The 25,294-nt window shown below is 69.7% G+C and carries 28 protein-coding genes; 15 read left to right on the top strand and 13 right to left on the bottom strand.

Going from position 1 to position 25,294, the window contains the following annotated elements; all coding sequences use genetic code 11:
• Positions 1-82: 82 nt before the first annotated feature.
• Positions 83-1,033: an alpha/beta fold hydrolase gene (locus IF61_RS0129485; RefSeq protein ID WP_052393202.1), complete on the top strand. Its 951-nt coding sequence runs from the start codon at positions 83-85 to the stop codon at positions 1,031-1,033.
• Positions 1,030-2,046 carry an NAD-dependent epimerase/dehydratase family protein gene (locus IF61_RS0129480; protein WP_030369598.1) on the top strand — a complete coding sequence of 339 codons (1,017 nt, stop codon included), beginning with the start codon at positions 1,030-1,032 and terminating at the stop codon, positions 2,044-2,046. The genes IF61_RS0129485 and IF61_RS0129480 overlap by 4 nt, the downstream gene beginning before the upstream one ends.
• 57 nt (positions 2,047-2,103) lie before the next feature.
• Here the strand turns inward: IF61_RS0129480 and IF61_RS0129475 are convergent, their stop codons facing one another.
• The 3 genes from IF61_RS0129475 to IF61_RS0129465 all read right to left on the bottom strand — a co-directional run bounded on the left by IF61_RS0129475 (position 2,104) and on the right by IF61_RS0129465 (position 5,379).
• Complete coding sequence (locus tag IF61_RS0129475; RefSeq protein WP_030369597.1) at positions 2,104-3,510, bottom strand: xylulokinase; 1,407 nt, start codon at positions 3,508-3,510, stop codon at positions 2,104-2,106.
• A 72-nt stretch (positions 3,511-3,582) separates the two neighbouring features.
• The gene (locus IF61_RS32885) at positions 3,583-4,485 is read right to left on the bottom strand and encodes an alcohol dehydrogenase catalytic domain-containing protein (RefSeq protein ID WP_342668028.1); all 903 of its coding nucleotides are present in this window, start codon (positions 4,483-4,485) and stop codon (positions 3,583-3,585) included.
• A gap of 165 nt (positions 4,486-4,650) precedes the next feature.
• Positions 4,651-5,379, bottom strand: a complete 729-nt coding sequence (locus IF61_RS0129465; protein ID WP_052393200.1) for a DeoR/GlpR family DNA-binding transcription regulator — start codon at positions 5,377-5,379, stop codon at positions 4,651-4,653.
• A 42-nt stretch (positions 5,380-5,421) separates the two neighbouring features.
• Between IF61_RS0129465 and IF61_RS0129460 the strand changes: the two genes are divergently transcribed.
• Positions 5,422-5,877 (top strand): NUDIX hydrolase, encoded by a 456-nt coding sequence (locus IF61_RS0129460; RefSeq protein ID WP_030369595.1) that lies wholly within the window; start codon positions 5,422-5,424, stop codon positions 5,875-5,877.
• 75 nt (positions 5,878-5,952) lie between these two features.
• Here the strand turns inward: IF61_RS0129460 and IF61_RS0129455 are convergent, their stop codons facing one another.
• The 3 genes from IF61_RS0129455 to IF61_RS0129445 form a co-directional block, all read right to left on the bottom strand.
• Positions 5,953-6,441 carry a 2'-5' RNA ligase family protein gene (locus tag IF61_RS0129455; RefSeq protein ID WP_052393199.1) on the bottom strand — a complete coding sequence of 163 codons (489 nt, stop codon included), beginning with the start codon at positions 6,439-6,441 and terminating at the stop codon, positions 5,953-5,955.
• The gene (locus IF61_RS0129450; protein WP_245684660.1) at positions 6,426-7,142 is read right to left on the bottom strand and encodes an aminotransferase class IV; all 717 of its coding nucleotides are present in this window, start codon (positions 7,140-7,142) and stop codon (positions 6,426-6,428) included. Before IF61_RS0129450 ends, IF61_RS0129455 begins: the two co-directional genes overlap by 16 nt.
• Before the next feature lie 102 nt (positions 7,143-7,244).
• A complete protein-coding gene (locus tag IF61_RS0129445; protein ID WP_030369592.1) occupies positions 7,245-7,529 on the bottom strand; it encodes a hypothetical protein in 285 nt (94 codons plus the stop codon).
• Positions 7,530-8,082: 553 nt separating this feature from the next.
• Here IF61_RS0129445 and IF61_RS0129440 point away from each other — a divergent pair.
• Positions 8,083-9,303, top strand: a complete 1,221-nt coding sequence (locus IF61_RS0129440; protein ID WP_030369591.1) for a lipase family protein — start codon at positions 8,083-8,085, stop codon at positions 9,301-9,303.
• Positions 9,304-9,399: 96 nt separating this feature from the next.
• Here the strand turns inward: IF61_RS0129440 and IF61_RS0129435 are convergent, their stop codons facing one another.
• Positions 9,400-9,654, bottom strand: a complete 255-nt coding sequence (locus tag IF61_RS0129435) for a CPBP family glutamic-type intramembrane protease (protein ID WP_157848719.1) — start codon at positions 9,652-9,654, stop codon at positions 9,400-9,402.
• Between the two features lie 201 nt (positions 9,655-9,855).
• Here IF61_RS0129435 and IF61_RS0129430 point away from each other — a divergent pair, with 201 nt between their 5' ends.
• The 4 genes from IF61_RS0129430 to IF61_RS0129415 all read left to right on the top strand — a co-directional run bounded on the left by IF61_RS0129430 (position 9,856) and on the right by IF61_RS0129415 (position 13,305).
• Positions 9,856-10,806: a hypothetical protein gene (locus tag IF61_RS0129430; RefSeq protein ID WP_052393195.1), complete on the top strand. Its 951-nt coding sequence runs from the start codon at positions 9,856-9,858 to the stop codon at positions 10,804-10,806.
• Positions 10,807-11,007: 201 nt separating this feature from the next.
• Positions 11,008-11,469, top strand: coding sequence for a hypothetical protein (locus IF61_RS32880; RefSeq protein ID WP_157848718.1), 462 nt, complete (start codon positions 11,008-11,010; stop codon positions 11,467-11,469).
• 509 nt (positions 11,470-11,978) lie between these two features.
• Positions 11,979-13,064: a hypothetical protein gene (locus tag IF61_RS0129420; protein WP_157848717.1), complete on the top strand. Its 1,086-nt coding sequence runs from the start codon at positions 11,979-11,981 to the stop codon at positions 13,062-13,064.
• 46 nt (positions 13,065-13,110) lie between these two features.
• A complete protein-coding gene (locus tag IF61_RS0129415) occupies positions 13,111-13,305 on the top strand; it encodes a hypothetical protein (RefSeq protein WP_030369586.1) in 195 nt (64 codons plus the stop codon).
• 253 nt (positions 13,306-13,558) lie between these two features.
• On the opposite strand, the gene IF61_RS32875 is transcribed toward IF61_RS0129415, so the two are convergent.
• Positions 13,559-13,933, bottom strand: a complete 375-nt coding sequence (locus IF61_RS32875) for a hypothetical protein (protein ID WP_052393192.1) — start codon at positions 13,931-13,933, stop codon at positions 13,559-13,561.
• A gap of 168 nt (positions 13,934-14,101) precedes the next feature.
• Between IF61_RS32875 and IF61_RS36090 the strand changes: the two genes are divergently transcribed.
• Complete coding sequence (locus IF61_RS36090) at positions 14,102-14,383, top strand: hypothetical protein (protein WP_157848716.1); 282 nt, start codon at positions 14,102-14,104, stop codon at positions 14,381-14,383.
• A gap of 175 nt (positions 14,384-14,558) precedes the next feature.
• Here the strand turns inward: IF61_RS36090 and IF61_RS0129405 are convergent, their stop codons facing one another.
• The gene (locus tag IF61_RS0129405) at positions 14,559-14,948 is read right to left on the bottom strand and encodes a hypothetical protein (RefSeq protein WP_157848715.1); all 390 of its coding nucleotides are present in this window, start codon (positions 14,946-14,948) and stop codon (positions 14,559-14,561) included.
• 99 nt (positions 14,949-15,047) lie between these two features.
• On the opposite strand from IF61_RS0129405, the gene IF61_RS0129400 reads away from it, so the two are divergent.
• The 4 genes from IF61_RS0129400 to IF61_RS0129380 all read left to right on the top strand — a co-directional run bounded on the left by IF61_RS0129400 (position 15,048) and on the right by IF61_RS0129380 (position 18,809).
• Positions 15,048-15,533: a hypothetical protein gene (locus tag IF61_RS0129400; protein ID WP_030369584.1), complete on the top strand. Its 486-nt coding sequence runs from the start codon at positions 15,048-15,050 to the stop codon at positions 15,531-15,533.
• Between the two features lie 322 nt (positions 15,534-15,855).
• A complete protein-coding gene (locus IF61_RS0129395; RefSeq protein WP_030369583.1) occupies positions 15,856-16,593 on the top strand; it encodes a hypothetical protein in 738 nt (245 codons plus the stop codon).
• A gap of 1,148 nt (positions 16,594-17,741) precedes the next feature.
• Entirely contained in the window at positions 17,742-18,026 is a 285-nt protein-coding gene (locus IF61_RS0129385) for a hypothetical protein (RefSeq protein WP_030369582.1), read from the top strand.
• Between the two features lie 6 nt (positions 18,027-18,032).
• Positions 18,033-18,809 (top strand): helix-turn-helix domain-containing protein, encoded by a 777-nt coding sequence (locus IF61_RS0129380; protein WP_078660596.1) that lies wholly within the window; start codon positions 18,033-18,035, stop codon positions 18,807-18,809.
• Between the two features lie 129 nt (positions 18,810-18,938).
• Here IF61_RS0129380 and IF61_RS0129375 read toward each other — a convergent pair whose 3' ends face one another.
• From IF61_RS0129375 to IF61_RS0129360, 3 genes are all read right to left on the bottom strand, one after another.
• Positions 18,939-20,930, bottom strand: coding sequence for a hypothetical protein (locus IF61_RS0129375; protein WP_030369580.1), 1,992 nt, complete (start codon positions 20,928-20,930; stop codon positions 18,939-18,941).
• A gap of 209 nt (positions 20,931-21,139) precedes the next feature.
• A complete protein-coding gene (locus IF61_RS32870; protein ID WP_043191326.1) occupies positions 21,140-21,382 on the bottom strand; it encodes a hypothetical protein in 243 nt (80 codons plus the stop codon).
• A gap of 243 nt (positions 21,383-21,625) precedes the next feature.
• A complete protein-coding gene (locus IF61_RS0129360; protein WP_030369579.1) occupies positions 21,626-21,808 on the bottom strand; it encodes a hypothetical protein in 183 nt (60 codons plus the stop codon).
• A 169-nt stretch (positions 21,809-21,977) separates the two neighbouring features.
• Between IF61_RS0129360 and IF61_RS0129355 the strand changes: the two genes are divergently transcribed.
• Positions 21,978-23,228 carry an IS110 family RNA-guided transposase gene (locus IF61_RS0129355; RefSeq protein WP_030369578.1) on the top strand — a complete coding sequence of 417 codons (1,251 nt, stop codon included), beginning with the start codon at positions 21,978-21,980 and terminating at the stop codon, positions 23,226-23,228.
• Positions 23,229-23,481: 253 nt separating this feature from the next.
• On the top strand, positions 23,482-23,814 hold the full coding sequence (locus IF61_RS0129350; protein ID WP_078660599.1) for a hypothetical protein: 333 nt from the start codon (positions 23,482-23,484) through the stop codon (positions 23,812-23,814).
• A gap of 391 nt (positions 23,815-24,205) precedes the next feature.
• On the opposite strand, the gene IF61_RS0129345 is transcribed toward IF61_RS0129350, so the two are convergent.
• On the bottom strand, positions 24,206-25,186 hold the full coding sequence (locus IF61_RS0129345; RefSeq protein ID WP_030369576.1) for a hypothetical protein: 981 nt from the start codon (positions 25,184-25,186) through the stop codon (positions 24,206-24,208).
• Positions 25,187-25,294: the final 108 nt, after the last annotated feature.

Genomic DNA, 25,294 nt, shown 5'->3' with positions numbered 1-25,294 from the left:
AGCCGGCGCGACCGAGCAGGGAGGTGGGAGCGCACCGCCGGACGTCCGGGCGCCGAAGGGCCGTACAGCGAAAGGCCGCCCCGTGCACACAGCAACCGATCCTCCCCGCCGGCCCGACTACCCCTTCGCCTCCCGGTGGTTCGAGCACGCCGAAGCCCGCCAGCACTACCTGGACGAAGGCTCCGGCCCCCCGGTCCTGATGGTCCACGGCAACCCCGCCTGGAGCTACGCCTGGCGGCATCTGGTGGCAGGACTGAGCGACGCCTACCGGTGCATCGTCCCCGACCTGCTCGGCATGGGCCTGTCCGGACGCCCGTCAGCCCCCCTGCCCAGGCTGCTCGCGGGATACCAGATCGCCGCACTCGGCGACCTGGTCCGCCACCTGACCGACGAACACCGTGCACCGGATCGCGGGTGGACGGTGGTGGCCCACGACTGGGGCGGACCCATCGCACTGGCCTGGGCCTGCCTGAACGCGGACATGGTGGACCGGATCGTCGTGCTGAACACCGCCGTCTTCCGCTTCCCCGCGCACGGCCTCCCCCCATGGTGGTTCCGCCTGCTCAGGCTGCGCGCCGTCAGCGCCCTCGCCGCGCACCACACCCCGGGCTGGGCCTACGGGGCCGCACGGCTGGGCGTGACCACCCCGATGCCCGCCGACGTCCGCCGCGCCTTCACCTCGCCGTACCGCCGGCGCCGGCAACGCGCGGCCCTGGCCCGCTTCATCCAGGACGTGCCCCTCACACGTACCGATCCCGGCTGGTCGCTGCTGGCCGTCGTGGAACAGATGCTGCCCGCCCTGCGGCCCATACCCATGCTGGTCTGCTGGGGCATGCGCGACCCGGTCCTGCGGCCGCCGCTGGCCGACGAGTGGCAACGGCGCTTCCCCCACGCCCGGGTGCTGCGCTGCCCCCGGGCCGGCCACTACGTGCTGGAGGACGCGCGCGCCGAACTCGTCCCCGAGATCCGCCGCTTCCTCGACACCGCTCCCTTGCCCGAGCGGGGCCGGTACGGCCGCGGAGACGACCGGTGAGGGTCCTGGTCACCGGAGGCGGCGGCTTCCTCGGCCGCGCGCTGTGCCGTCGGCTGACCGCCGCCGGACACGAGGTCCGGGCACTGCAGCGCCGCTTCAGCCCGCCCCTCGCGGCACTCGGCATCGAACAGCGCCTGGGCGACATCCGTGACCCCGACACCGTCCACGGCGCCACCGCCGGCTGCGACGCGGTCGTGCACACCGCCGCCCGCGTCGGCCCGGCCGGCGACCCGGCCCCCTTCTTCGCCACCAATCTCACCGGCACCCGCCACATCGTGGACGCATGCCGGCGCCACCACGTCGGCACCCTGATCCACACCTCCAGCCCCAGCGTGGTCTTCGACAACACCGACATCGACGGCGCCGACGAGACCCTGCCTTACCCGCGCAGGCCCCTGGGCCCCTACCCGGCCTCCAAAGCCGCCGCCGAACGCCTGGTCCTCGCCGCCGACGGGCCCGACCTCGCCACCGCCGCCCTGCGCCCGCACTGCATCTGGGGCCCCGGCGACCCGCACTTCACCCCCCGGCTGCTGCGCGCCGCCCGCCTCGGCGTCTTCCCGCTCCCCGGCGGCGGGCGCAAACTCATCGACACCGTCTACGTGGACAACGCCGCCCACGCCCACCTCCTGGCCCTCGACCGGGTGCGTCCCGGCACACCGGCGGCAGGCCGCCCGTACTTCATCACCCAGGGCGTGCCGTGCACCTTCGCGCGGAGCCTGGCCCTCTTCTTCCGTGCCTTGGGCTCCAGTCCCCGCCTGCAGCCCGTCCCCGGCTCCCTCGCCCGCGCCGCCGGCGGGCTGTGCGAGAGCGGCTGGCGGCGCCTGCGTCTTCCGGGAGAGCCTCCGCTCGACCGGTGCCTGGTGGCGGGAGCGCTGTACGCGAACTGGTTCGACATCTCCGCCGCCCGCACCCACCTCGGCTACGTACCCCTCGTCAGTACCGGAGAGGGGTTGCGGCGCCTGGGGCGGGACGCCGTGACGTACGGCGGCGGCGCCGGCATGCCGGGCCCATGACGCTGGTTCGAGTCCTGACCCGGGCTGTGACCCGGGCCGTGGGCCGGCGTGCCGGTGTCAGCGGCCGTGAAGTGCTCTCCGGGCCTCGGCATACGCGTCTCTGATGCGCCGGCCGGATGCCCCTCCGTCCCCCGGAGCGGCGTGGCGGACGGCGTCGGGACGGTTCCATGCGGGAGGGCTGTCGGTGCCGTTGAGGGTCCAGGCCGCCTGCCGGGCGGCTCCCAGGGCTGCGTATTCGTCGGGGCGGGGGACGGTGACGGGCATGCCGAAGACCTGGGCGGCGGTCTCGCCGACGACCGGTGACCTGGCCGCACCGCCGATGAGCAGTAGCCGCTGTACGGCCGTGCCCTGGCTGCGGAGGGCGTCGAGGGCGTGGGCGAGGCCGCACAGCATGCCCTCGACGGCGGCGCGGGCGAGATTGTGGGGGTGCATGTTGGCGGTGCGCATGCCGAGGAGGGCGGCGTCGGGGAGGTCGGGGGTGCGTTCGCCGTCGGGGTAGGGGAGGAGGACGATGCCGTCCGCCCCGGGTCCGGCCTGCCGGGCGAGGCGGTCGAGGCCGTCCAGGTCGGTGCCGAGCATGCGGGCCGTGGAGCTGAGCACGCGGGCGGCGTTGAGCGTGCAGACGAGGGGGAGGAACTGCCCGGTGGCGTCGGCGAAGCCGGCGACGGCGCCGGTGGGGTCGGCGGTGGGACGGGTCGAGCGGGCGAAGGCGGTGCCGCTGGTGCCGAGCGAGATGACGGCGTCGCCCGGGGCGAGGCCCAGGGCCGCGGCCATGTTGTCGCCGGTTCCTGCCGCCACCAGCGTGCCCCCGGGGTTGCGGCCGGCCGGTTCGTACGGGCCGAGGACGCGCGGCAGCCGGGGCGTACGGCCACGGAAGGCGAGCCGCAGCAGGTCGGTGCGGTAGCGGCCGTCGGCGGGGGACCAGTAGCCGGTGCCGGAGGCGTCGCCGCGGTCGGTGACGGGCTCCGCGCCGGAGGAGGGGCCGCCGCACAGCCGCCAGGTGAGCCAGTCGTGCGGCAGCATGGCGGTGGCGGTGGCGGTGGCGGTGCGGTCGGCGGCGGGTTCGTGGTCGGCGAGCCAGCGGAGTTTGGCGGCGGTGATGGCGGCCACCGGTACGGTGCCGACGGCGTCCGCCCAGGCCTGCGCGCCGCCGAGCTCGCGGACGAGCCCGGCGGCCGCGCCTGCGGAGCGGGTGTCGTTCCACAGCAGGGCCGGGCGTACGGGCTCGCCTGCGTCGTCGAGCGCGACGAGCCCGTGCTGCTGTCCGGCGACGGCGATCGCGTCCACGTCGTCCAGCAGGCCCTCGCCCGCGGCCCGGAGGGCTTGCCACCAGGCCTCGGGGTCGGCCTCGGTGCCTTCGGAGTGCGGGGCGCGGCCCCGGTGGAGTACCTCGCCCGTCTCGGCGTCGCACACGACGACCTTGCAGGACTGGGTGGAGGAGTCGATTCCGGCGACGGCCGGCATGGCGCCCGTTCTCCTTGGATCTGCTGGATCTGCTGGATCTGCTGGATCTGCGGGGTGGTGGGGTGGCGCGCGTCAGGCTGCCGGACGGATCTGGATCTTGAGCCCGGCACCCTCGCGGAAAGTCTGCAGGGCGTCGGGGAAGGCGTCGAGCCCGAAGGTGTGGGTGATCATCGTGCCGGCGTCGAGGACGCCCTTGCCCATGAGCTCCACGGCACGCCCGAAGCTGTGCACCACGGCCATGGACCCGACGACGGTGATCTCGTCGTTGTAGATCCGGAACGGCGAGATGCGAGCCGTCGCCTCGGAGGGGGCGACGCCGAACTGCTGGAAGGTGCCGCCGCGGCGCACCCGGGTGAGCGCGTCCTCGATGACGGGGATGACCCCTGTGCAGTCGATGACGGCGTCCCGGCCCTGCGGGCGGTCGAGGTCGTCCGCGCTCGCGGCGTCGGCGTCGAGCTTGGAGGCGATGTCCAGGCGGCCGGGGTTGAGGTCGACGACCGAAACGGAGGCCGCGCCCGCGCGGGCGGCGAGCTGGAGCATCATCAGCCCCATGGTGCCCGCGCCGTAGATCAGGTAGTGCGCGCCGAAGTCGCGGGGGAGCAGGTCGAAGCCGTGCAGGGCGCAGGACAGCGGTTCGATGAGCGTGCCGTGGGCGAGGTCCACGCTGTCGGGCAGCCGGTAGCAGTTGGCTGCCGGGACCTTCACGTACTGGGCCATCGCGCCGTCGACGGTGCCGCCAATCGCTCCCCAGCGCTCGCACAGGTTTCCCCGGCCGATCGCGCCGAAGTGGCAGGCGCCGCAGAACAGGGACGGGTCGACGGCGGCCTTCTCGCCCTCGCGCACCCCGCTCGCCCCGCTCACTCCCGCGCCGAGTGCGACGACCTCTCCGGTGAACTCGTGCCCGGGGATGATCGGGTACGGGGTGGGCGCGAACTCGCCGTCCACGATGTGGATGTCGGTGCCGCAGATACCCACGGCCGCAACGGCTATCACCACCTCGCCGGGCCCGGGCGTGGGGTCCGCGATGTTCGGACGGAGAACTTCCCCGGGGTTTCGACGACGACTGCACGCATGGGTTGACTGCCTTTCGGGCTTCAGGCGGATGTGGTGGGCGGGATGTGCAGCCGCTGAGCCACCGGGTCATTGACCGCAAGATTGTGTTTCCTCGACGGGCACGAGCCGGACGGGCACGCCGAGACCCTCGATCGCCTGCACTTCCTCGTGCGGGGCGGCTTCGTCGGTGACGATCAGGTCGTAGCCGGTGGCGTCGCCGTAGCCGTGGGTGGCGGTGCGGCCGAACTTGCTGTGGTCCATGGGCAGGATGCGCCGCGCGGCGCAGTCCTGCATGGCTTTCTTGAGGTCCGCCCACTCTTGGACCGGGTGGTAGAGCCGGCCGGCCTGGACCGAGGTGACGGAGGAGAACAGCACGTCCGCCCGGATCCGGGCGAGATGGCGCAGGGTCTCGGTGCCCGCGCAGGCCTCGAAGTCCGCGCGGTAGCCGCCGCCGAGCAGGATCACCTTGGTCCCGGGGGCCGTGTCCTGCCCGATGATCCCGGCGATCCGCAGCGAGTTGGTGACCACGCTCAGGCCCTCGGTGCGGGCCAGCCGGCGGGCAGGCGGGAAGAACGTACTGCCGCAGTCCATGAGCACCGTGCGGCCCGGCTGCACCTCCTTCATGAGCGCCTCGGCGAAGGCTTCCTTGTCCCGGGCCTCGCGGTACTCGCGGAACCGGGTGGCGGTCTCCATGGTCAGGTTGAGCAGTGCCACGGCCGCCCCGCGCCGCTTCTGCCGCAGCTGCCGAGATTCCAGGTTGGACAGGTCGCGGTGCACGGTCATCGCGCTGACGCCGAGCTCGTCGGCGGTCACCATAATCGGTGACTCCACCGGCCCCGCGGGAAAACGAATGCCACCGTGACCGCACAGCGCCACCGCCGCATCTGCGACGTCCGCATCCTTCTCCTCCGCGACGACCAGGTCCTCCTCGACCTCCGCAAGGGCGGCTACGCCGCCGGCCTGTGGCAGGTGCCAAGCAGCCACCTCGAGGCGGCCGAACCGACCGACGACGGCACCGCCCGCGAGGGCCATGAGGAAATCGGCGTCCGTGTGCCCCCGGGCGAGCTGGAATTCGTGCACTTCATCGATCACCGGGCCCCGGGCGAGGAACCGCGGCTCGGCGTCTTCTACCGCGCCCGCTCCTGGGAAGGCGAGCCGCGCAACGCCGAGCCCGACAAGTGCGGCGGCCTGGGCTGGTTCCGCCTCGATGAGATCCCTGACAACACCGTCCCGTACCATGCCGCGGCCCTGGCCCACATCGCCCAGGGCACGATGCGCTCGCGATTCGGCTGGGAGCCCGTGCTCGCCTCCTGAGCGCACATACGGCACGAGCTCGCGGAGTAGGCTGTCGAGCAGCTCGCACCGTCTGCGCTCTCGTCGGGCCGGGGATCAGGGCCGGGAGGGAGCGAGTCGGACCGTGTGGAGGGACTTCCACCGGTACGTTGCGCGCTCGCGGCGCAGCTCCACCAGGTCCACGGTGTCCACGTACAGCGGCACCGGAGGCAGGGCCCGCAGAGCTGAAACGGCCTCTATGACCGGCTGGGCGTCGCGCTCCGCGTTGCCGTACAAGATTCCGAGGTGTGGTCGAAAGCCGCTGGTCGGTCGCCCGCCAGGCAGACCGGTCTGCCTGGCTGATGTGCTCAGTGCCGCATGCGGCTGAACGAGCGGTGTCCACGGTGCGAGAGGGAACCGGACGGTTCCGCGGGAGCCGGCGAGCGGATGGGCATCGAGCCGGAACACCGGCAGGGCGCGCTCGCGGACCGTTTCGACGAGGCGCTCGAGGTCGCCGGGTTCGACCTGGTCGACCGCGCCGATGCGCGTGAGGGTCACGTGGAGGCCGGCCCGGCCCCGGCCCGCCGTGGTCAGATCGCGTCCCACGGCGCGGCCCCGTACAGCCGCTTCAGCGTGCGCACGGGCTCCGCGCCCAAGGGGAACCGCACATCGTCGATCAGCGGTACGGGTGAGACGCCCACGGAGTTGCAGACGAAGGCCACGTCGAAGCGCGCCACCTCGTCCAGCTGCATCGCCTGCCGCCGCCACGGCAGGCCCGCCCGGTCCAGCTCCCGCTGGAGCACCAGCATGGTGATGCCGTCCAGAGCGGGGGCCGAGGGCCAGATGACTGTGTCGCCTTCGAGGAAGCCCACGTTGGTGACGGCACCCTCGGCCACCGTGCCGTCGGGCTCCACCAGCAGCGCCTCATCGAAGCCCGCCGCCTTCACCTGGCGCAGGTAGTAGGCCTGTCCGAACACCCCCACGTGCTTGAGATGGGCGGTGGGCCGGGCGTACGGGACGCTGCGCAGCCGCTGCGGGCCGGGCTGCGGCACGGCGGGCCGCAGGATCACCGCGGTCACCGTCCCGTCGCCCGGCTCCGGCGCGTACACGTAGACCCGCGCCGACGCATCACGCACTCCCGCCGCGTCCAGGGCGCTGCGGATCCTCTCCCGCACCAGCTCGCCGTCCAGCCCCTCGCCGAAGAGCTCCTTGGTGGCCGTGTCCAGCCGGGTGAGGTGGAAGTCCAGCCCGCGCACCCGGCCGTTTCGGATCTGCATGACGGTCATGTGCCCGTAGCCGCCCATCAGGGCGAGGAAGAGCGGATCGGCGTCGACGGCACGCCCGTCGACCTGGACGTACGGGGTGGCAAGATCGTTCGCCGTACGTCGCCGGAGGAGGGCGGCACGCGCTCAGCGAGCGGCCGTGCGGACGACCCGGGCCGCGTCGTGCGCGACCCCGGTGAGCCACGCCTCGGTGTCGGCGTTCAGCAGGACCGCGGCAAGATCCGCGTCCGGCCCCCGCGTCTGCGCCTGCGCGACCGCACAGCGCAACGGCGCCGACTCCGCCGCCGGATACGGTCCGGAGAGCTCCGGCACGTCCGCACCCGCCGAGCGGACGACCTCGGTGGCCCGCAGGCAGTCGCCCGCCACGCGATCGGCCAGGGTCATGAGCAGGGCGGTTGCGTCCGCGGGCACGTCCGGGCCCTCTCCGTTCAGGCGGGCCGCGAGGAACAGTTCGCCGCGCGAACAACGAGCCGACCCTCGGTCCACAGCAAGTCCATGCAGCCGTCCGGCAGCACGGACGCCGCCGCGCCATCACCTGAATGCCCGGCAGATCCTCGTGCCCACACAACGGCACCGGGCAGCTGGGATGCACGCTCTACGTACGTGGAGGACACGCTGCGAATCCTACGTCCAACGAACGCGATGCCCGCGGGCGATCATCTGCCACGTCCTCGCGGTCACGATGGCGTTGGGCCACGGCCACCACACGACTAGGGCGCGTCCGACGGGTCGCGTGACACAGCACCGACCATCGGCGTCCCGGACGAGGCCCTGATGGCCCTCGGCCCGACCCACCTGCTGCCGAGCGGAACGGTCCACCCTTCCAGCACGGTTCGGCATCCGACCTGGTCCCGTAGGGATGGGGCATCCGGCAGCCCCTACGGGCCCCGAGGGGGTTTTCCCCCTTGCGGCCCGGGTGGTCGCTCCATGCCCCAGCGGTCTGGCCAATGGGCATGATCCGTCCATGACTTCACGGCGAACAAAAATGCGCATTCTGGCTGGTGCGACAGTACTCGGCAGTGTGTCCACCCTGGCCGCTCCGGTCTCGGTGGCGGCCGGTTCCCACGGCGAGCGGGTACAAGGCGGGGCAGTCGTCTCCGTCGAGCAAGCGGCCGACCTGACAGCGGAGGAAGTGGCCGGGGAACTCCGGGGAAAGATCGACTCGTCCCAGGTCCGCTACGGCGTGACCGCCTATCGGGTCAGTTACCGCACCACTGACAGCGCGGGCGCCCCCACGACCGCGAGCCAGCTCGTCGTCCTGCCCAAGAACGGGGCGCGCCACCTGTCCACCGTCTCCTGGCTGCACGGCACTACCGTCTACCGCAAGGACGTTGCCTCGGAGAATCCGAAGTCCAACGACCGGCTCGCCGCACTGCTGTTCGCCGCGACCGGGCGCGCCGTTTCGGCGCCCGACTACGTGGGCCTCGGCTCGGGAGAAGGCTTCCACCCCTACGGTGACCCTCGGGCCACGGTCGCGGCCTCGGTGGACGGCCTGCGCGCGGCCCGGACCGTCGCCCACCGGAACGGCCGGGACCTGAAGCGGAAGGTTCAGGTCAGCGGGTTCTCGCAGGGCGGCCCCGCGACCATGCTGGTAGGCCGGGCGCTTCAGCAGGAGGGTGCCGACCGCTACTTCCGGCTGGGGGCCCTCGCCCCGGTCAGCGGTCCCTTCAACCTCTCGGCCTTCGAGGCAGCCGCAGCCGACGACAAGATCGCCAAATCCGGCCTCTACCTCGCCTACTTCGCCACTGCTTGGAACAAGATGTACGGCCTCTACGCGTCGCCGGCCGACGTCTTCCGCTCCCCCTACGACCGCAAGGTGGAGAGCCTCTTTGACGGCTATCACACCCCCGCACAGATTGCCGGCGAACTCACGGCCGTCTCAAAGGACTTGTTCACCGAGGATTTCCTGAACAAGGTCCGCAAGCCCGACGGCGCTCTGAATGACAAGCTGCGCCCGCTGGATAACACCTGCGATTGGCGGCCGAACGTACCGGTGGAGATCTTCCACGGCCGGGGCGACAAGGACGTCGCTTTCAGCCACGCGACGTACTGCGCCGACCAATTGACAAGGAACGGCGCCGCGCGCCGACTGACCGACGTCGGCAACTACGACCACAACGGATCGGTGCGGCAAGCCCTGCCCCGGATCGTCAGGTTCTTCGACGAGTCGACGAAGACCGACTGAAGCACGTCACTGGCAACGGCCGGCCGGCCGAGGGTGCACCCGACCGTGCCGTCCGTCGCCCGCCGGATACGCTGCCCTGGACCCACCGGACACGCCCTAGCACAGGGCACCGCGGATCACAGCGACGGTGTCGAACAGAAGGTGGACGAAGAAGAGCGGGAGCAAGCGCTGGTAACGCTGGTAAAGCCACACGCTGGCGGCGCCGAGGATCGTCATGCCGATGGCAGGGACCCCCAGATAGAGGTGGGCTGTCACGCGGACGCCGATGCTGATCACGTCCACCGGCCACAGTGGCAGCCCGGCCGTGTGGGCGAGGACAACGACCGCGATGACCATCACCAGCTCCTCCAAGACACTGGTGTAGAGGCCGTTGGCGAGACGACGGGCCCAAGAGACTGCAGCCGTTCGTTCTCCCCGGCGCGGCAGATCCGCACGACGAGGTCCCGGAGTCAGCGGAGGAAGTCCCTGCTCCTCACGTGTGTCAGTGCGTGATGGAAGGGTGTCCGGTGCGGCGGTGGTATCTGCCGCTCTATCGCGTGGGAGGGGAACAGCGTGGCACCGCAGGAAGACGGCCGTGACAGCACGGACCGGCACATCCACAAGGAGGCGCGGGAGCGCCTGAGCAACGGTGCCACCCCGCAGACAACAGGCGGGAGCAGGCTCGTGCACCAGATGGTGCCTCAGCCCGACGACGAGGAGGGGTTTGCCTGGTATTTCGATGACGAGCCGGCGGACGGCACACCTGGCCTGTGGCAAGTGCTGATGGACGACCAGCCGGAGTTCGTGGCGGAGCTCCTCGCGGCCGGCGCTGATCCGTGGCAACCGGTGCTCGGCGGCTGGTCCCCGGGGCGGCTCAGCCTGGCCGGCCCCATGCCGGGCCTGTTCGCCATACCGGAAGGGCAGCACAGGCTCAGCGCTGCCGAGCGCGCGGCAGTCCTCGAGGCCGAACGGCTCCGCACTGCCCTGGCAGACTCTCACCACGAGGGCCTGGGCCTGGCGTGCGTGGCCGGCATTGATGCCCAGGAAACGATACGCCGCCTGGACGCAACCCCTGTGCACGGCAGCAGGCTGCAAGCCTTGCTGGAAGATGTTGCGGCAGGCCACGCCTTCGATGGCGATCTGCGGATCGTCGGCGTGACCACCGTGCCTGGTGGCTGCATCGTCACCCAGCCCTGGGGCTACATACCCACGGTCACCGCTGTGCAAGAACGGCTCTCCACCGCAACGGTCTGCTACGGCCTCTACGCCAACGCCAAAAGCGGCAACCAGGGCACCCTCACCCGCGACGGCGTCATCGAAGGAGGGGACCTCCACCCCGGCGGTGGCCCGGATCCCTTCGACACGGTCACCTCCGAAGACGTCCTGCTCGCCTACCTCTACCGCGACCACCCCATAGCCCACGCCTGCGCCTGGGTGGGGCTGCGCCCGACCGACGCGCGAGCCATCACCGGGCAACCCGATGCCTGGGTGGAGCTTCCCGAGGGCGACTACTGGGAGAGCTGACAGTCCTCGACGCCGATGGCCGGGCGGCCTGCGCCCTGGCTCAGCAATGGGACTATGCATCGCAGCACGGAGCCCGCTGGAAGGTGGGCGTATCCAAATGAGACACAGGACGCCTGTGTCATTTACCGCATCCACGGTATTCCAGTGAGAATATCTGTCCGATCCGGGACGCCTTGAACCAGCACGTCAGTGGAGGGAAGAGTGCCGATTCTGCTCAGTAAGAAAGATATGGATGTCCGTGTGGAATACGGTTCCTTCGGAATCCAGGAGTTCTATCACGACGACGTTCCCATCCCTTATCCCGACGCCAGTAAGTCGGGTGTCTTCCTTCAATCTTTCCCCGGGCGGCTCGACCTCGGCAGCGCTGGCCACACCCATACGGTGTCCGTTTCTGTGGAGATCTGGGATTCCTGTCCCGTCAGCGACCTGCATCAGGATTGGGACGAAGTAGAGGAATCTGTGATCGAAACGCCCACGGGGGAGCTGGCCGTGTGGGACACCGGCCCGCAGCAGGGCAACGGCATCTCTCTGGGACGGCCCGGCCACTGGGCCGTCCGCGCAGCTGCTGCTGGACGGGCAGAAGCTGAGCGGCAGACCCGGCTGACGGGCCCCGTCCACGGCGTAGAGCGGTGGCTCCTGCAGTTCTGGCCAGCGGACGCCTGACAGCGAGCGGTTACATGACGGGCAGGTCTTCCACAAGGACGGGAGGCCTGCCCGTTTTCGACCTGCACCGGCCCGCTGTGCGCCGGTTACACCACCGACCGGCTGATGGCGCAGAGCGCGATCTGCCACCGCGAGGCCGGACAGCCCGAACGGGCCGTCGTCCTGCTGCGACAGCACCTGACAGTGGTGCGCACCTGTGGCTCCCGGTGAGTAGGGGTTTTATCTAGGGGGCTTCGGAACCATCAGGCACGTATGGCAAGTGGGGCTGGAAGCCACGTGCCTTAGGGATACCCGATGGGTGTATGGCACGTGCGGCATGGGGCATTCAGCTGCCACGATCGAGCGAAGGGCTCAGCGACTCCGGCCCGGAACGGGCTCACACCCGTACCGGGTGGTGATCTGGTCAGCGGGCCGCCGGTGAGCGTCGTAACCTGAAGGGAGACATGGCAGGCCGCACCCTTCGAGGCGTCGCGCCCGAACCTCTCCCGCGTGGAAAGGAGGCCTTCGTCATGACCACTCATGCCCTTCAGTTCACCTTGGAGGCTGTCGATGACTCCGCTGTTGTGGGGCAGTCCTTCCTCGCTGTGGACGGCGCCGGGGCGCCCGCCGTCGCCTATGTGATCGGTACTGCGGCCGGCGCCGCCGTGAGGGTGGCCCGTCGGCACAACGGTCACTGGACGCACGAGGACACGGGCGGCTTCCCCGCGGGGGACGACGTGCGGATCAGTCTGAGCTTCGACTCGGGCGGCGTCCCGCACGTCGCCTACCGGGACGGCGACAGCGGCAATGCAATTTTCGGCACCAGGCGCGACGACGGCTGGTCCCTCGAGGCGATCCCCACCCAGGCCGGGCTCTTCGTGCGCTCCGCCGCCGACGTCTCCATGCAGATCGAGCCGAACCTGAACGATCCGCCCTTCGCCGACACCCCGACCGTCGGGTACCGCGACGCGTTCCACGGCGACTCTGCGGCGGTCGCGCGGAAGATCGGCGGATCCTGGCAGATCAGCGACGTCGACGCACCGAGCGATGCGAGGACAGGCCTGTCGCTGGCCTTCGACAACAGCGCCGGGCTCAGGCTCGCCTACTTCCAAGGCTTCGACGACGGGTCGCCCGTGATCCCGCAACCGCTGAAGCTGGCGCAGGAAGAGGTCAGCGACGCCGAGGACGCCCACCCGCCGACCTTCGTCAACGGTGTGATCGACCCGGACATGCGCGCCGCCGAGAGCGTGTCCATGGCCCGAGGCCTCTTCTCCAAGGTGCTCGTCGCGTACGCCGACGTCCGGACACGCACCGTGCGCGCCTGGTCCAGCTCGGTGGGGACGGAGCCGAGGATCGAGGTGGTCGCCGAGGGCAACGACGCCAACGGCCCCCGGTTCCCTTCTGCCGCGGGCGACCCGCACCAGACCCTGTTCATCGCCTACCTCGACGACGGTCAGGTCGTGCTCGCCAGGCGCGGACCCGCGGGGTGGACCAGTCAGCCGGTTGCCACCGGCGACGGCTGGCCGTCCCTGGAGTTTGGCAAGGACGGTACGGCTCATCTCGCCTACGGAACCGGGACGTTGATGTACGCACGCGGCACCGTCAGCCCCGGCTGACCGGCACCCCCGACCGGATCCACAGCCGCCCGGCACAAGAGGTGGTGTGGAGGGCACGGCCGGGCTGGACGTGCCGGGACTCGACGGACCGCAGGTCTGGCGCGGCCTGGCCGGCTCCTTCCTCATCCACGACGACCAGGAGCACGCGCTGCCTACCGGCAAGCGCGACGTCCCGCTGATGAGCCGCCCTGCGGCGCGCACCTGGTCCGGCGGGATCAGCGGCTTCGCGACACGTGCCTAACGTGACTGCAACCTCCGTCTGGTACTGACCTGCAAGGACTCAAGATAGCGCCAGATAAGGACTGCGGCCTGGTGGCCGGCAGTGAGCTGCCCAGCCAGGTGGGCTGAAAATCCCCTGATCACCCATACGGGGAAGGGGAATCGATCCTCCGCTCTGTTGTCCGGAGTCACCTAGGAAATCTGGGCAGGACCACTTCGGCGGAGTCTGGGCCGCAGCAGCCGGGTCGCGCCATCCGGATCGCCCGGCGGATGCATCAAGAGCGGCGCCCATGCAGCGGATGGGCAGCTGCCTCACGGTCCAAGGGCGGAACCCATTGGTAGTACGGAGCCAGACCGGCGGTGGAGGCCATGCCGGCCGACTCGGCCACCAGAGCCGGGGCAATGCCCAGGGCAAGCAGCTTCACGATCCACGTCGAGCGCAGACGCCTGGTGGACAACTGCGGTAGCCCGGCGGGTGGCCGGTGCCGGGCCGGCCAGGAGCTGACCAGATTCTTTGCTGCTGCGACCTTCCTGTGCGGGCGAAACAGGTAGTCGTCGCCGGTGATGGAGGCCAGCTCGGAGAGCGTGGCCTCCCAGTCGGCCCGGCAGGCCACCAGCCGGTTCAGCCACGGCGCTTCGATCAAGGCCATCCCGCACTTGGTCGTGCGGATGCCGGTGCCCCGGGCAGCGCCAACTCGCGAGGCATCAGGGCGCATCCGGCCCGCTACACAGTTCGGCTTGGCACCGTCTCAAGTTGCCCTTTTGATGGCCGTGGATGAAACTCGAAAAAGGTGTCACTAGCCAATCGGAGGTTTTTCATGTCCGATGGACGATTGAAAGGCAGTGTCGAAAGGACCGGCGAAGGGGACTTCGAAACTATCAAGCTGAACCTCGAACTCGACGACGAAGTACGTCAGCAGATCGAGGTCGACCCTGAGAAGACTGTGCAGCGTTTCCTGGAGTCCAAGGGGTATAAAGTCAACAGGATTGTCCTGACCGATCGCTCTCCGGAGAAAATTGCGAGTTCAAGATGGCTCCACGTGAGGCGCCCACCGGATCAGGAGTCCCACTATTTTCAGGGGCCTCCTGACGAGGTGTAGCGAGCTCGCGTTGAATAGGCCCGCCTTTCCCATACGGACGTTGGCCGCGCACAGAGCATCGCAGCCTCAGCACGGTTACTTGCGGGGGCTACGGCCGCGCCGCTGCACAGGTCGCCACCCGCGCCCCCTTCGTACGGCGTGCGCTTCCGACCGGGGGGGCGGCAGGGCGGCGGCGTCAGCGGGAGAGGACCAGGTCGCTATCTCGTTGACCTGGGGCGGGGGCGATGTCACCGGTAGGTGTGCGGGGTTTGGCCGATGCGGTGTGCTGCTTCGGCGTGGCCAAACAGTCCTGGCAGGCCGCCAGTGTGCAGCAGGACCGTGACTCGGCTGTCACCTGGCTGCCGGTGAGTTCCGAGGCGAAGGTGGCGGTGACGGAGGCGGATTCGGGGAGTGCACCGACGTCGACGCCCAGGACGCGTTCGGCTCCCAGGGCGGCGACCAGGTCGGCCATCGTGCCGCCGGAGCCCAGGGCGGTCACGACGTGCCGGACGTCGGGTTGCTGGATGCCTCCCCGCAGCCCGCGGCACCACGATCGAATCCTGCAGCTGACGTGGCATGTGGTCATCTCAGCCGCCTCACGACGAAATCGAACGGCGGCACGGTGACATGCCATGTGACGATAACCGCAGCCCACCGAGGTGAGTGGGGGATGAAGGAACGATAGATGCAGTACGTCAACCTCAACGCGACGTTTGGCGAGCTGACAGGGGTCATCAGCCCGACCGACTACCTGGAACGGCTTCCCTCGTTCGTTGAGGCCCTGCCGGCCGGAGCCCGTTCGTTCACGACCGACACGGACCACTACGACTTCTACGGCAAACGATGCGTGAAAGACCTGAGTCTCGAACTCGTTCGGTTCGGCGACCCGAGCAGCGGCGAGAACAACGAGATCGAACTCAGGTTCCGGCACAACTGCTGGAAGCACGAAGAGGACCTGATCATTTGTTACACGGGCGTCTCCTCCTTCGAGGTCGACGCTCCCGCCGGTCCCGAGTGGACAAACCTCGAAACCGTGATCTTGGACGAGATCCTGCCGCACGAACGCGGCTGCACCCACGAGATCGCATTCCGTCCGGGCACGCTCACCGTGACCTGCCGCGACCTGACGGCCACATGGGTGGACACCCATTGTCCAAACAAGGCTCCGTAGTACTTCAACCGCCTGCTATGAGCTTGGGAGCCGAGGCGCGAGGCCACTCGGGAGTGTGGTCTTGGTCACCTCGATGCCGCCCGCAATGAAAGAGGAGCGCAACGTCCCGGGTGGGCAGCTGCCGGATCTGTTCCGCCGGAACCGGCGGTATGAACGTGAACGTCATGGGCGCACGCTACGGCGCGGCACCGACAGCCGAGTGCCGTACCTCGGCAGAGGGACACAGATGGGCCGAACCGGTGACGGCGTGCATCGGTGCTCGCCCTGCCGGGTGGAGGGTGAGGCCTGGCAACAGCCCAGAGGCATCGGCAGGGAGCGGCACGTGGCGTACGAGGTGATCAGGGCGGAGTTCCGTACGGAGCTCCATGCCCGCTGGTCGGTGTTCTTCGACCACCTGCGCGTGCCGTGGGCGTACGAGCCGGTGACCTTCTACGACAGCGAGGGCTCGCCGCGCACGCCGGCGTTCTGGCTGCCGGAGCAGCGGATCTGGTTCATGGCGGAGGTGGAGGCCCCGGTGTGGTGGGGCCGGTTCGCGATGGCGGCCTCGGGCTGCGACGAGTGGCTCGGCGACCGGGACCAGGAGGCCGAAAGCTGCCTTCCGGTGCAGGTTCCGGAGGAGTGGCACGGTAAAGCGCTGCTGACCGAGGGCCCGTTCTTCCCCGACGACACGGCAGGCGTCGACACGTGGGGCCGCCCCGACCCGTGGAACGGGCCGTGGCGGTTCCACGAGGCGAACGGGATGAGCGTCTACGGCGACGAGCCGTACCAGTGGACGATGTGTCCGCAGTGCGGGTCCTTCGGCGCCGAGTTCTGCGGATACGCCGAGCGGCTGCCCTGCGGCTGCCTCGATGACCGTGAGCACCACAAGGTCGCAGGCGGCAGCGACAAACGCCTGCTGGCCGCCTACCGGGTCGCGCAGCTTGAGTGGGCGGGTGAGGAGGAAGCGCCGCCATCAAGGCATCCCGCCTGCCCACATTGCGCTGGCCGGCCACCTGCCCAGCACTCTGTACGAGTTCCTCTCGGCGAAGATGTTCGAGGACCTGCTGGCCGGAGTTGTTGATGCAGTGCACGCGGTGATCGCTGACGAGCGCCAGGAGAACGTGTTGCGGGCGGCAGGGTGCCTGGAGCTGACTGTCGGGTGACGAGCGGTGCTGGACGTAGCTCCGGTCAGCGGGATGTGATCACCCGTTCTCTTCACGGAGCACGTCGGAGATGGCCTCGCACATGCGGATGCCCATCTCGATTTCGGCGTACCGTGCTTCGAGGCGGGTGATCAGCTGGCCGATCTACTCGGCGTTCAGCTGCTCGCCCGTCACGACCTTCGCCACGGCGGCCAGGTCACCGGCGAATGGCATGAGCCGGGCAAGCAGGCGGTCGTAGTCACGCGCGGTAGCCATCTGGGCAGCCTCCCACTGCTCGCTCACCCCCCAATGCATCACTCCACCGTGGGCCTGTCCGGGATGGCGGCAGGTCATGTTCGGGCGGGCGGCCGATGTCCGGTTGCTTGCCCCAGCGCAAGCGATGGTGGGGCTCGGCCGATAACGGCTGTGCCTCACCATGTTGTCCGGAAGGCGGTGGGCCTGCCGGTAATCCCTTCAGCAGGACGGAACCCCGGAACTCCCTGGCCTTGCGGCTTTCGGAGTTGCGGGGGGACGTCCGGCCGACGAGGCCTGCAGTGGTGCCCGTGCCAGGGGCGGTCCGCAGGACCTCATGGTGTTGACCAGTCGCCAAGCCTGATCAACGGTTCTTGCGATCCCCTCGTGAATCGGTTTGAGTCAGCACTCGCGGGGGCCTTGGTGTAGGTCAGGTACCAACTCCCTGCACCAAGTTGATAAGGACTATCCCGGCAACGAACGGCATCGTGAAGCAAGAAAACCGGGACACAGGGTGAGCTAATTCTCCGGCCGCATCCGTTCGTGCAGGTCAGCCCCACTTTGGCCCGCAGGCCGTCAAACAGGCGCCCGCTTGGACGGTACTTGAGCCAATCCGTGAACGGCTACGCGAGACGCATGGGGCCTGCGACGCTTTGTGATTACGGAACCGCGTACGAGGCGCCGCCAAGCACCTCGCGGTTCCGCCGTTCGAGCCACGACCGCGTACGAGGTGCCGCCAAGCACCTCGCGGTCCCCCGGCTCGGTGAGTCAGCACCAGGTAGCCGGCGGCGGCCCACCCAGGCCGCCGCCCGGCCCGTCCCTCGGGGGGTTCCCGATGCAGCACACCGACCAGACACCCACCTCACCCGCGCATTCGGCTGGCCGCTTCGGCATGCCGCAGGCCCTCGTGCTCGTGGCCTACCTCGCCGCGGCCGTCACCCTCAGCCTCGCCGCCCGCATGCCGGTGCGTGACGTGGCCATCTTCCTGGGCGCCGCCGGCGTCGTCGGCGTCACCGTCCTGTTGGCCGCCAGCGTGAAGGGAGGGAGGAGCGCAGGCGGGGGACGAGGGCTGCTGCGGCGGCTGCTGAACGCCGCCCTGACCAACGGCTCGGGGAGCTGAGGCGCCATGCCCCGACCTGAAAAGCCGATCGATCACACGGTGCCGGAGGTCGGCGCGCTCGCCGCCTACCTCCGCGCCCAGCGCGCCGCGTCCGGCCGGACCTACGCCGAGCTCGCCGCAGGCGCCCTGTGCTCGCAGGCCACCCTCAAGCGCGCCGCGTCGGGCGGCGTCCGCCCGCCGGACTGGGAGATGGTATGCCAGTACGTGCACCTGTGCGGTCACGGCGACATCGACGAAGCCCGCTTCCTGTACGAGCGAGCCCAGGACGCGGCGGTGACCGCCGCACGCGACGCCCGCCGCACTACCGTGGTGCCCAAGCCCCAGTTCGTCCGCGACCTCGGCGACCTCAGCGGTGCCCTGCGCGACGCCTACCGCCGTGCTGGTAGTCCCTCAGTCCGCGAAATGGAACGGCACGCCGGCCCCGGACGGCTGCCCCACAGCACCGCACACGCCATCATCAGAGCCCGCACGGTCCCCAAGTACGTGCTCTCCTACATCGCCTTCCTGGAAGCCTGCGAGATCACCGGCCGCGCCCTGATCCCGTGGTTCGCTGCCTGGGTCAAGGTGTACGGAGTCGGCCGCATTCCACCCGTCATCATCCCCGCCACAGCAGGGGAGGAACTCTTCATCTTGTGGGTGATCACGACAGAACAGGACCGCCCCGTGGCCGATGAGGCCCGCGCGGAGCTCGCATCTGTCAGCGTCGTCAACGGCCAGCAACGGCTCAGCAGCCTCCGCAGTTTTCTCAAGCCTGATGTAGGCGGGATGGAGGTCGCTGCCTGACCACCCTGGGGTGCCGGCTGGCCCCTTGGCGCTGCCGTGCCCGCCGGGGCTGCGCAGCCCCGGCGGGCACGGGACGCGGGTGCTCCGGCGGCGAAAGCAGCTCCGGGGATACCGCGCGTCGGCAGCGGGCTACACGGGGAAGGGGCCGCCGCGTTGGGACAGCACGGTGGGCTGGGCGGTCTGCTCGAGGATCGCGCGCCGCCACGCTTTGCGGCTGGGGTAGTGGGCGGGGTCCAGGCGCTGGGGGTTGTCGCGCCATTGCGCCAGGTGCTGGGCTACGGCGTTGAGCACGGTGATCTGTGGGTCCGCGGCTTGCGGGACGGCGGCCGCCTGGTGCAGTGTGCGGACGACGGCCTGGACGGGCTCGTAGCGCAGCAGGAGCGAGGTCTCCTGGTTGTCGATGCCGTGCCCGGGCGCCGTGATCGCTTCCTGTGCTGATTCCTGATCGGCCTCGGCTGGGGGCAGGGCCTCGAGCAGCCAGCGCAGCAGTGCTTCCGCCTCGGCCGCGTTCAGCCGTACTCCGTCACCGGAGAAGGTCTGGTGGAAGATGCGCAGGAGCACGTCCAGGCGGCGGGGCTTGGCCCGGCGGTCGTACAGGCAGTGCGTGCACAGCCAGCCCATCCGGGCGAACCGGCGCCCGGCCGGCGCGTGGAGCCGGCCGACCATATCGCCTTCTCCCACCGGGCTGGTGCACAGGTTGCAGGTCGACTCTGCCCGGGCCGGCCGGATACGCATCGGCTCGGGCATGCCTCCCGGCTCCACCTCCTCCTGGGCGGTACGCAGATGCTCGCGGTAGGACGCCGGGGCCTGCACCCACGCCTGAGCGTGCAAGATCCCTTCACGCAGCTGCTCGTCGCCCGCCTCGCTGCGCGTCTCCACGCCCATCACGTCGTTGAGCCAGAGCTGCAGCAGCGGGATCCGTTCGCCGGTGGCCGCGGCGAGCGGCCCAACCCACTGGCTGAGCACGTGGTTCAGTTCTTTGCCGTGCAGCGCCTCGAGCTCCTCCTCGGACAGCACAGGACGGTGGGCGGTCCCCGTCTGCGGGAGCTGCGACGGATCGGCGATCCACCGGTCCACCAGCGTCAGGGCCTGCGCCAGCTGCTCCACGGACGCCTCACCCCGGTGCCGTACCCGCGTGGCGCGGTTGAGGAGGGTGTTGATCTCGCGTGCCGACCGCCGGGCGGCGTGCCCGGCCTCGGCGGCCTTGTCGTCGAGCACCTGCCGGGCCCGGACGTAGGTCAGCAGCGGGAGAGGCTCGCACGTCCGGCACGCCGCACCGGCCGTAGCGGACGGCCGTCGGCCGCACTGGATGCACACGAAGCCCGGGCATTCCCCGCACAGGGCGTCCGCGGCCTCGGCCGCCTCGTCCACGTACGCGTCATCGGGGAGCTCGGCGCGCAGCTGTTCGCCGACTGACCGGCATTGCTGCGTACAGCGCTCCGCGGCGAGGTTGGCGCCCTCCTGGCACACCAGGGCTTCGCGGATGACTGACAGCCCGGACGGCTGCGGGTCGTTGTCGAGGTGCTCGTGCGCGGCAGCGAGGTAGGCAGCGAGCAGCCGTCCGTCGGCGGCATTCGCGACCTTGTGGCGCACGCGGTCGTCAATGCACCCACACCGCAGCCGCTCCGCGTACCCCCAGAAGGTGGCGCCGAACGTCCCGCACTCCGGGCACAGGGTCCACCGGTAGGGAAAGTCGCCCTCGGAGTGCATGCCCAGGTCGTGCTGGTGCCAAGGGCCGTCGGTGAGGTTCTGGGACCGGGCGTATCCGTCGGGGATCCCGCCCAGGCACAGCAGGGCATGGCCCTGCCACCGTTCCTCGACATCGAACGGCGCCGGATCGGTGAACTGCTCGTCGCCGCAGTCCCTCCACGGATCCCAGACGCAGCCCTGGTTGCTGACGGCCGCGGCGAACCGGCCCCACCACGGCGGGGGAGTGTCCGCTTCGCAGACGAACCACAGGCGCTCGCGCGGGAGCCAGAAGGCCGGCGTGCACACGGTGCCGTCGGGGGCCTGGAAGATCGCCGGCTCGTAGACGTAGGGCACGTCGAGGTGATCGAAAAACACCGACCAGCGGGCATCCAGCTCGGTACGGAACCTCGCCGTGATCACCTCGTACACCATGAGCGCTCCCTGCCGAGCCCGTCGTCACCGTCGCCTGGCAGCCCACGATGGCCCCGTCCGCAGGCACAGTCCGGCCATGGCCACCGGTTCGGCCTACCGGCTTCGCTCCCTCGGGCGACGCTGCCAACTAGCGGTTGCCGTCGCCCTCGGCCGCGGATCGCGTAATGCATGCTGGACCGCGCCGGGACCGGGCGGCCCGGTTCTCGTGCTCAGCGCTGCCCAGGCTCGACTGCCCACCGTTTGGCGGTTGTCCGTACGCCGGCCGTCTCGGCCTCAAGGGTGATCGTGACGCCGGGGGTGCTTCCGTGTGTGCCGATCCAGCGGCCGTATTTCTCCAGCGCGGTCGCGCTGCTGGTCCACGTGCCGGTCACGGCTGTGCCGTCGGGGCGGAAGCGAACGGTCAGGGGGTACTGCTCGGCGTCGGGGAGGGGCGCCTCATCCGGGGCGGTCATCTCAGCGTGATCTTCTCGATCTCCACGTCGAGGGCTCCGCCGCGCTCCAGTTCTGCCTGTCGTTCCTGTGCGGTGGAAAGGTCGTAGGAGACGGCCGAGGTGCGGCGTGCGGTGCTGTCGGCGGGGGTCCAGTGGACCTAATTCCTTCTGAACGATCCCCGTGAGGCCCAGGTGCCTCGTGGGGGTTGTTCAAGTGCTGGGGACCGTGACGCCTTCATGGAGCTGGGCTGGTGAAGCCTCCGGTTAGACCGTGCGGACGGCCCTCGTGCTCGTGGTGGTGGCGGTCGCGTGGGCGCCGGGCGGACGCCTTTTCCTGCCCTGGCCCTCGATGCCTCGCCGTAGATCGGCGGCGTTCGGCGTCCTCGTGGCCGCCACCACCTGCTGCAGGTCCCGCTCGTTGATCTTCGTGGTGCGAGCCCGCCGCACGGTGACCTCTCGATTCGCCTGAGCCGCCTGAGCTCCCGTATAGACCGAGGCCCGCGTGGCGCGCTGGTGTCACGAACGGCTAGCGAGGTGGCGGCCCGGCCTTGGTGCCGAGGCCTGGAATTAGGTCGCTGCGTGGCCCGCATGCGCTCGTGACCAGCGCAAACAGCCCATGCTCAAGGGGAGGAGCATCTTGATCTACTGCGGCATTGACTGGGCCGAACGTACCCACGACGTTGCCTTGGTCGACGACTCGGGCCAGCTGCTGGCCAAGCGTCACATCACCGACGACGCGACCGGCTACCGCATCCTGCTGGACCTGCTCATCGAGTATGGCGACACCGAAGAGACCCCGATCCCGGTCGCGATCGAGACGTCCCGCGGCCTTCTCGTCGCCGTCCTGCGGACCGGCAAGCGGCAGGTCTTCGCGATCAACCCGATGGCCGCCGCCCGCTACCGCGACCGCCACAGCGTCAGCCGGAAGAAGCCTGACCCCGGTGACGCCCTGGTGCTGGCGAACATCCTCCGCACGGACATGCACGCCCACCGGCCCCTGCCGGGCGACAGCGACCTGGCCCGCGCGATCGCTGTCCTGGCCCGGGCCCAGCAGGATGTGGTCTGGAACCGGCAGCAGGCCGCCAACCAGCTCCGTTCGCTTCCTCGCGAGTACTACCCGGCCGCCCTGGCCGCTTTCGAACCCTGGCGGAACGGCCTGTGCCGCCCCGAAGCCCGCGAACTCCTCAAGTCCGCCCCGACGCCCGCCCGGGCGGCCCGGCTGACACGCACCCAGATCGCCGCCGCGCTCAAGCGGGCCGGCCGCCAGCGCGGGATTGAGGCCGAGGCCGAGCGGCTCCGCGAGGTCTTCCGCGCCGACTGGGCCCACCAGCCGCCTCTGGTCGAGGACGCGCTCGGCAAGCAGATGCTCGCCCTCCTCATCCAACTCACCGCCGCCTGCACCACCGCCGACGACCTTGCCGAGGCGGTGGAGGAGGCTTTCCCTCAGCACCCGGACGCCGAAGTGATCACTAGCTTCCCCGGCCTCGGCGTCCAGCTCGGCGCCCGGGTGCTCGCCGAGATCGGAGACGACCGCAACCGCTTCGCCGACGCCCGAGACCTGAAAGCGTATGCGGGCTCCTCGCCCATCACCCGGGCGTCCGGGAAGAAGTCGAGCGTGACCCGGCGGTGGGTGAAAAACGACCGGCTCAACCACGCCGGCTACCTGTGGGCGTTCTCCGCCATGCGCCACTCGCCCGGAGCAGGCGCCCACTACCGGCGACGGCGTGACGAGCACGGAGACTGGCACGCCTCCGCGCAGCGCAACCTCTTCAACCGCATGATCGGCCAGCTCCACCACTGCCTACAGAAAGGCGAGCTGTTCGATGAACAGCTCGCCTTCCCCACGCTTCTCGCCTCCACCGCTTGACGCCTTAGCGTCGCGAGGTGTCTTGTAGTTGATCAGCATGGTGGTGGTTCTCCTCATGTTCGGCGCCAGCCGCTGATTCCGGGGCTGAGCTGCGGGTTCCTTGGGGTACAGAGTCGCACCCGCCACTGACAGCCGGCCTCGACACCGGCAGACCGCCGCAGCCGACCTCCCACTGGTGGCCGCATGCGGGATACCGCCAACCCTGTCTGTCCTGGTCTGCTGTGTGCACCCGAACGAGAAGGAGCACCAGGACGTGTGCGATATCCCCGGCGCCGTGTACGGAACGATCCGGCTCGCCCTCGAATCCAACCTCCGCCACTACCACCAGCGGTTCCCGGGCCAGCTCGATGGCGCCGACCTGTACGGCGACATCGTCACGGCGGTTAAGTGGGTGCACGAGACGTCTCCGCAGACATCGCTGTACCTCGTGCAGCGGGCCCTCACGAACGTCAGCACCGACGAGGGCGGCCCGTCTCTCGAGGACGTCGCGAGTTGTCTCCGCCACTCCCTGACGCAGTCCAGCAGCCTCGAGTGGACCCCGGAGGAGGCCGATCGCTTTGTGACCGCCGCGCTGATCGCTCGCTGACGGCGGCATGCCGAGGGCCCTTACCCCGAACGGGGGTGCGGGCCCTCGGTACAACGCCGGCGTTCACCGTGATCGCCCGCGCGTATCATCTGCCCGATCCCGCGACCTGGGGTAGCCGGATCATCGGCCGCAAAAACAACGGATATGGCTGCGACCGCCTCTGACCAGCCGTGATCCCGTGTCGTGTGCGGCAGCCAGATCGTTCACCGTGTAGTGCGGTAAACCGTCCATATGACTGGACGTCCGCGGGTGATCGACGGTGGGGGGCCTGGTGACGACGCGAGTGTTCGCGGATGTATCTCTGAACTGACTGACTGACTGACTGACTGCTGGTGGTCGAAGCTCCGAGCTCGTTTGGTCAATAGCCAGGTAGGCGTATCACGGATTGCGGTCATCGTGAGTGATCGCCAGGGGCATAGTGACGCCAGGTTCCTCCGGCTTCCTCGTCGTCATGCGTGGCGGAGTAGGCGCCGCCATTCGCAGCATGGCGGGTGCCGCGGGCGGCGATCCGGGCGAGCACGTCGAGGCGCTCGGCGCGGAAGTCGGTGAGCTCGGTGAGCTGCACCTTCTTCTTCCAGTACTGCAGCTGCGGCCAGTAGACCGGATGCCACCCGCGGAGCGTCGGCCCCATGCCTTCCGCTTCGGCCCACGCGGCGTCGGCAGTGCAAATCGTGGCCGTGTAGCCGGGGGCTGTCGAGTCCACGCAGACCTCGTGACCGTCGTAGAACGCGTAGGCGACACAGATGGTCCAGCTCTCGAGCTCCTCGACTGGAACCTGAATCCTCGGCTCCCCCACCATCTTCACTGTCGCGCCGCTGAAGTCGTAGGGCGACGGCACCTGCTTGGAGCCCAGCCACGGTCTCGCATCCGCAGGGCGGCGGCACCACGACCGGTTGAGGTCCACGAGATCCTCGCCGAAAACCGCGACGAGCCCGGCATGGGCACGCTCCGGCTCGAGGAGTTCCCGGCGTTCCACCTCCAGGCTGTCGAGCTGTGCGCGGTCGACCTCGCCGACGCAGTAGTCCCAGCTTTGGGGGACGAGGCCGTGCGCCCGGGTGAAGGCGTTCTCGCCACGATTGGAGTACCAGACGTGAACCGTGTCGCCGTCGATTTTCGTCACGGAGAGGTGCACGCCGTCCAGCGTGCAATTCGCTGCCACGTCGTACTTCTCGGAGAGCTCGTCCAGCGACACGAGCCGCGCGGGCTTGCCCCACCGGACCCCGCTCGCGAGCTCCCCGAGCTCGTCATCCCCGTCGAGCGCGGTCAACCAGATCGCACCAGACCGCTCCGAATGACCGGCCTCGAACAGCCGCCCGCGCCACCGCGCCAGACTCAAGCCGATGTACTTCTCCAGTTCCCGCTCCCCAGACATGCGGCCACGATAGAGAACCGGCCGCTCGCACAGGTCGTCCGGGTCCCCGTTCGCCGGGATGCTGCTGGACTACCTGGGCCAGCGCAACCTGCCGAGTAACCGCATTGC

The organism is Streptomyces roseoverticillatus (genome assembly GCF_000719265.1).
Classification (GTDB): Bacteria; Actinomycetota; Actinomycetes; order Streptomycetales; family Streptomycetaceae; genus Streptomyces; species Streptomyces roseoverticillatus.
Note: the sequence above shows the minus strand (reverse complement) of the source record. Positions and strands in the feature narration are given on the sequence as shown.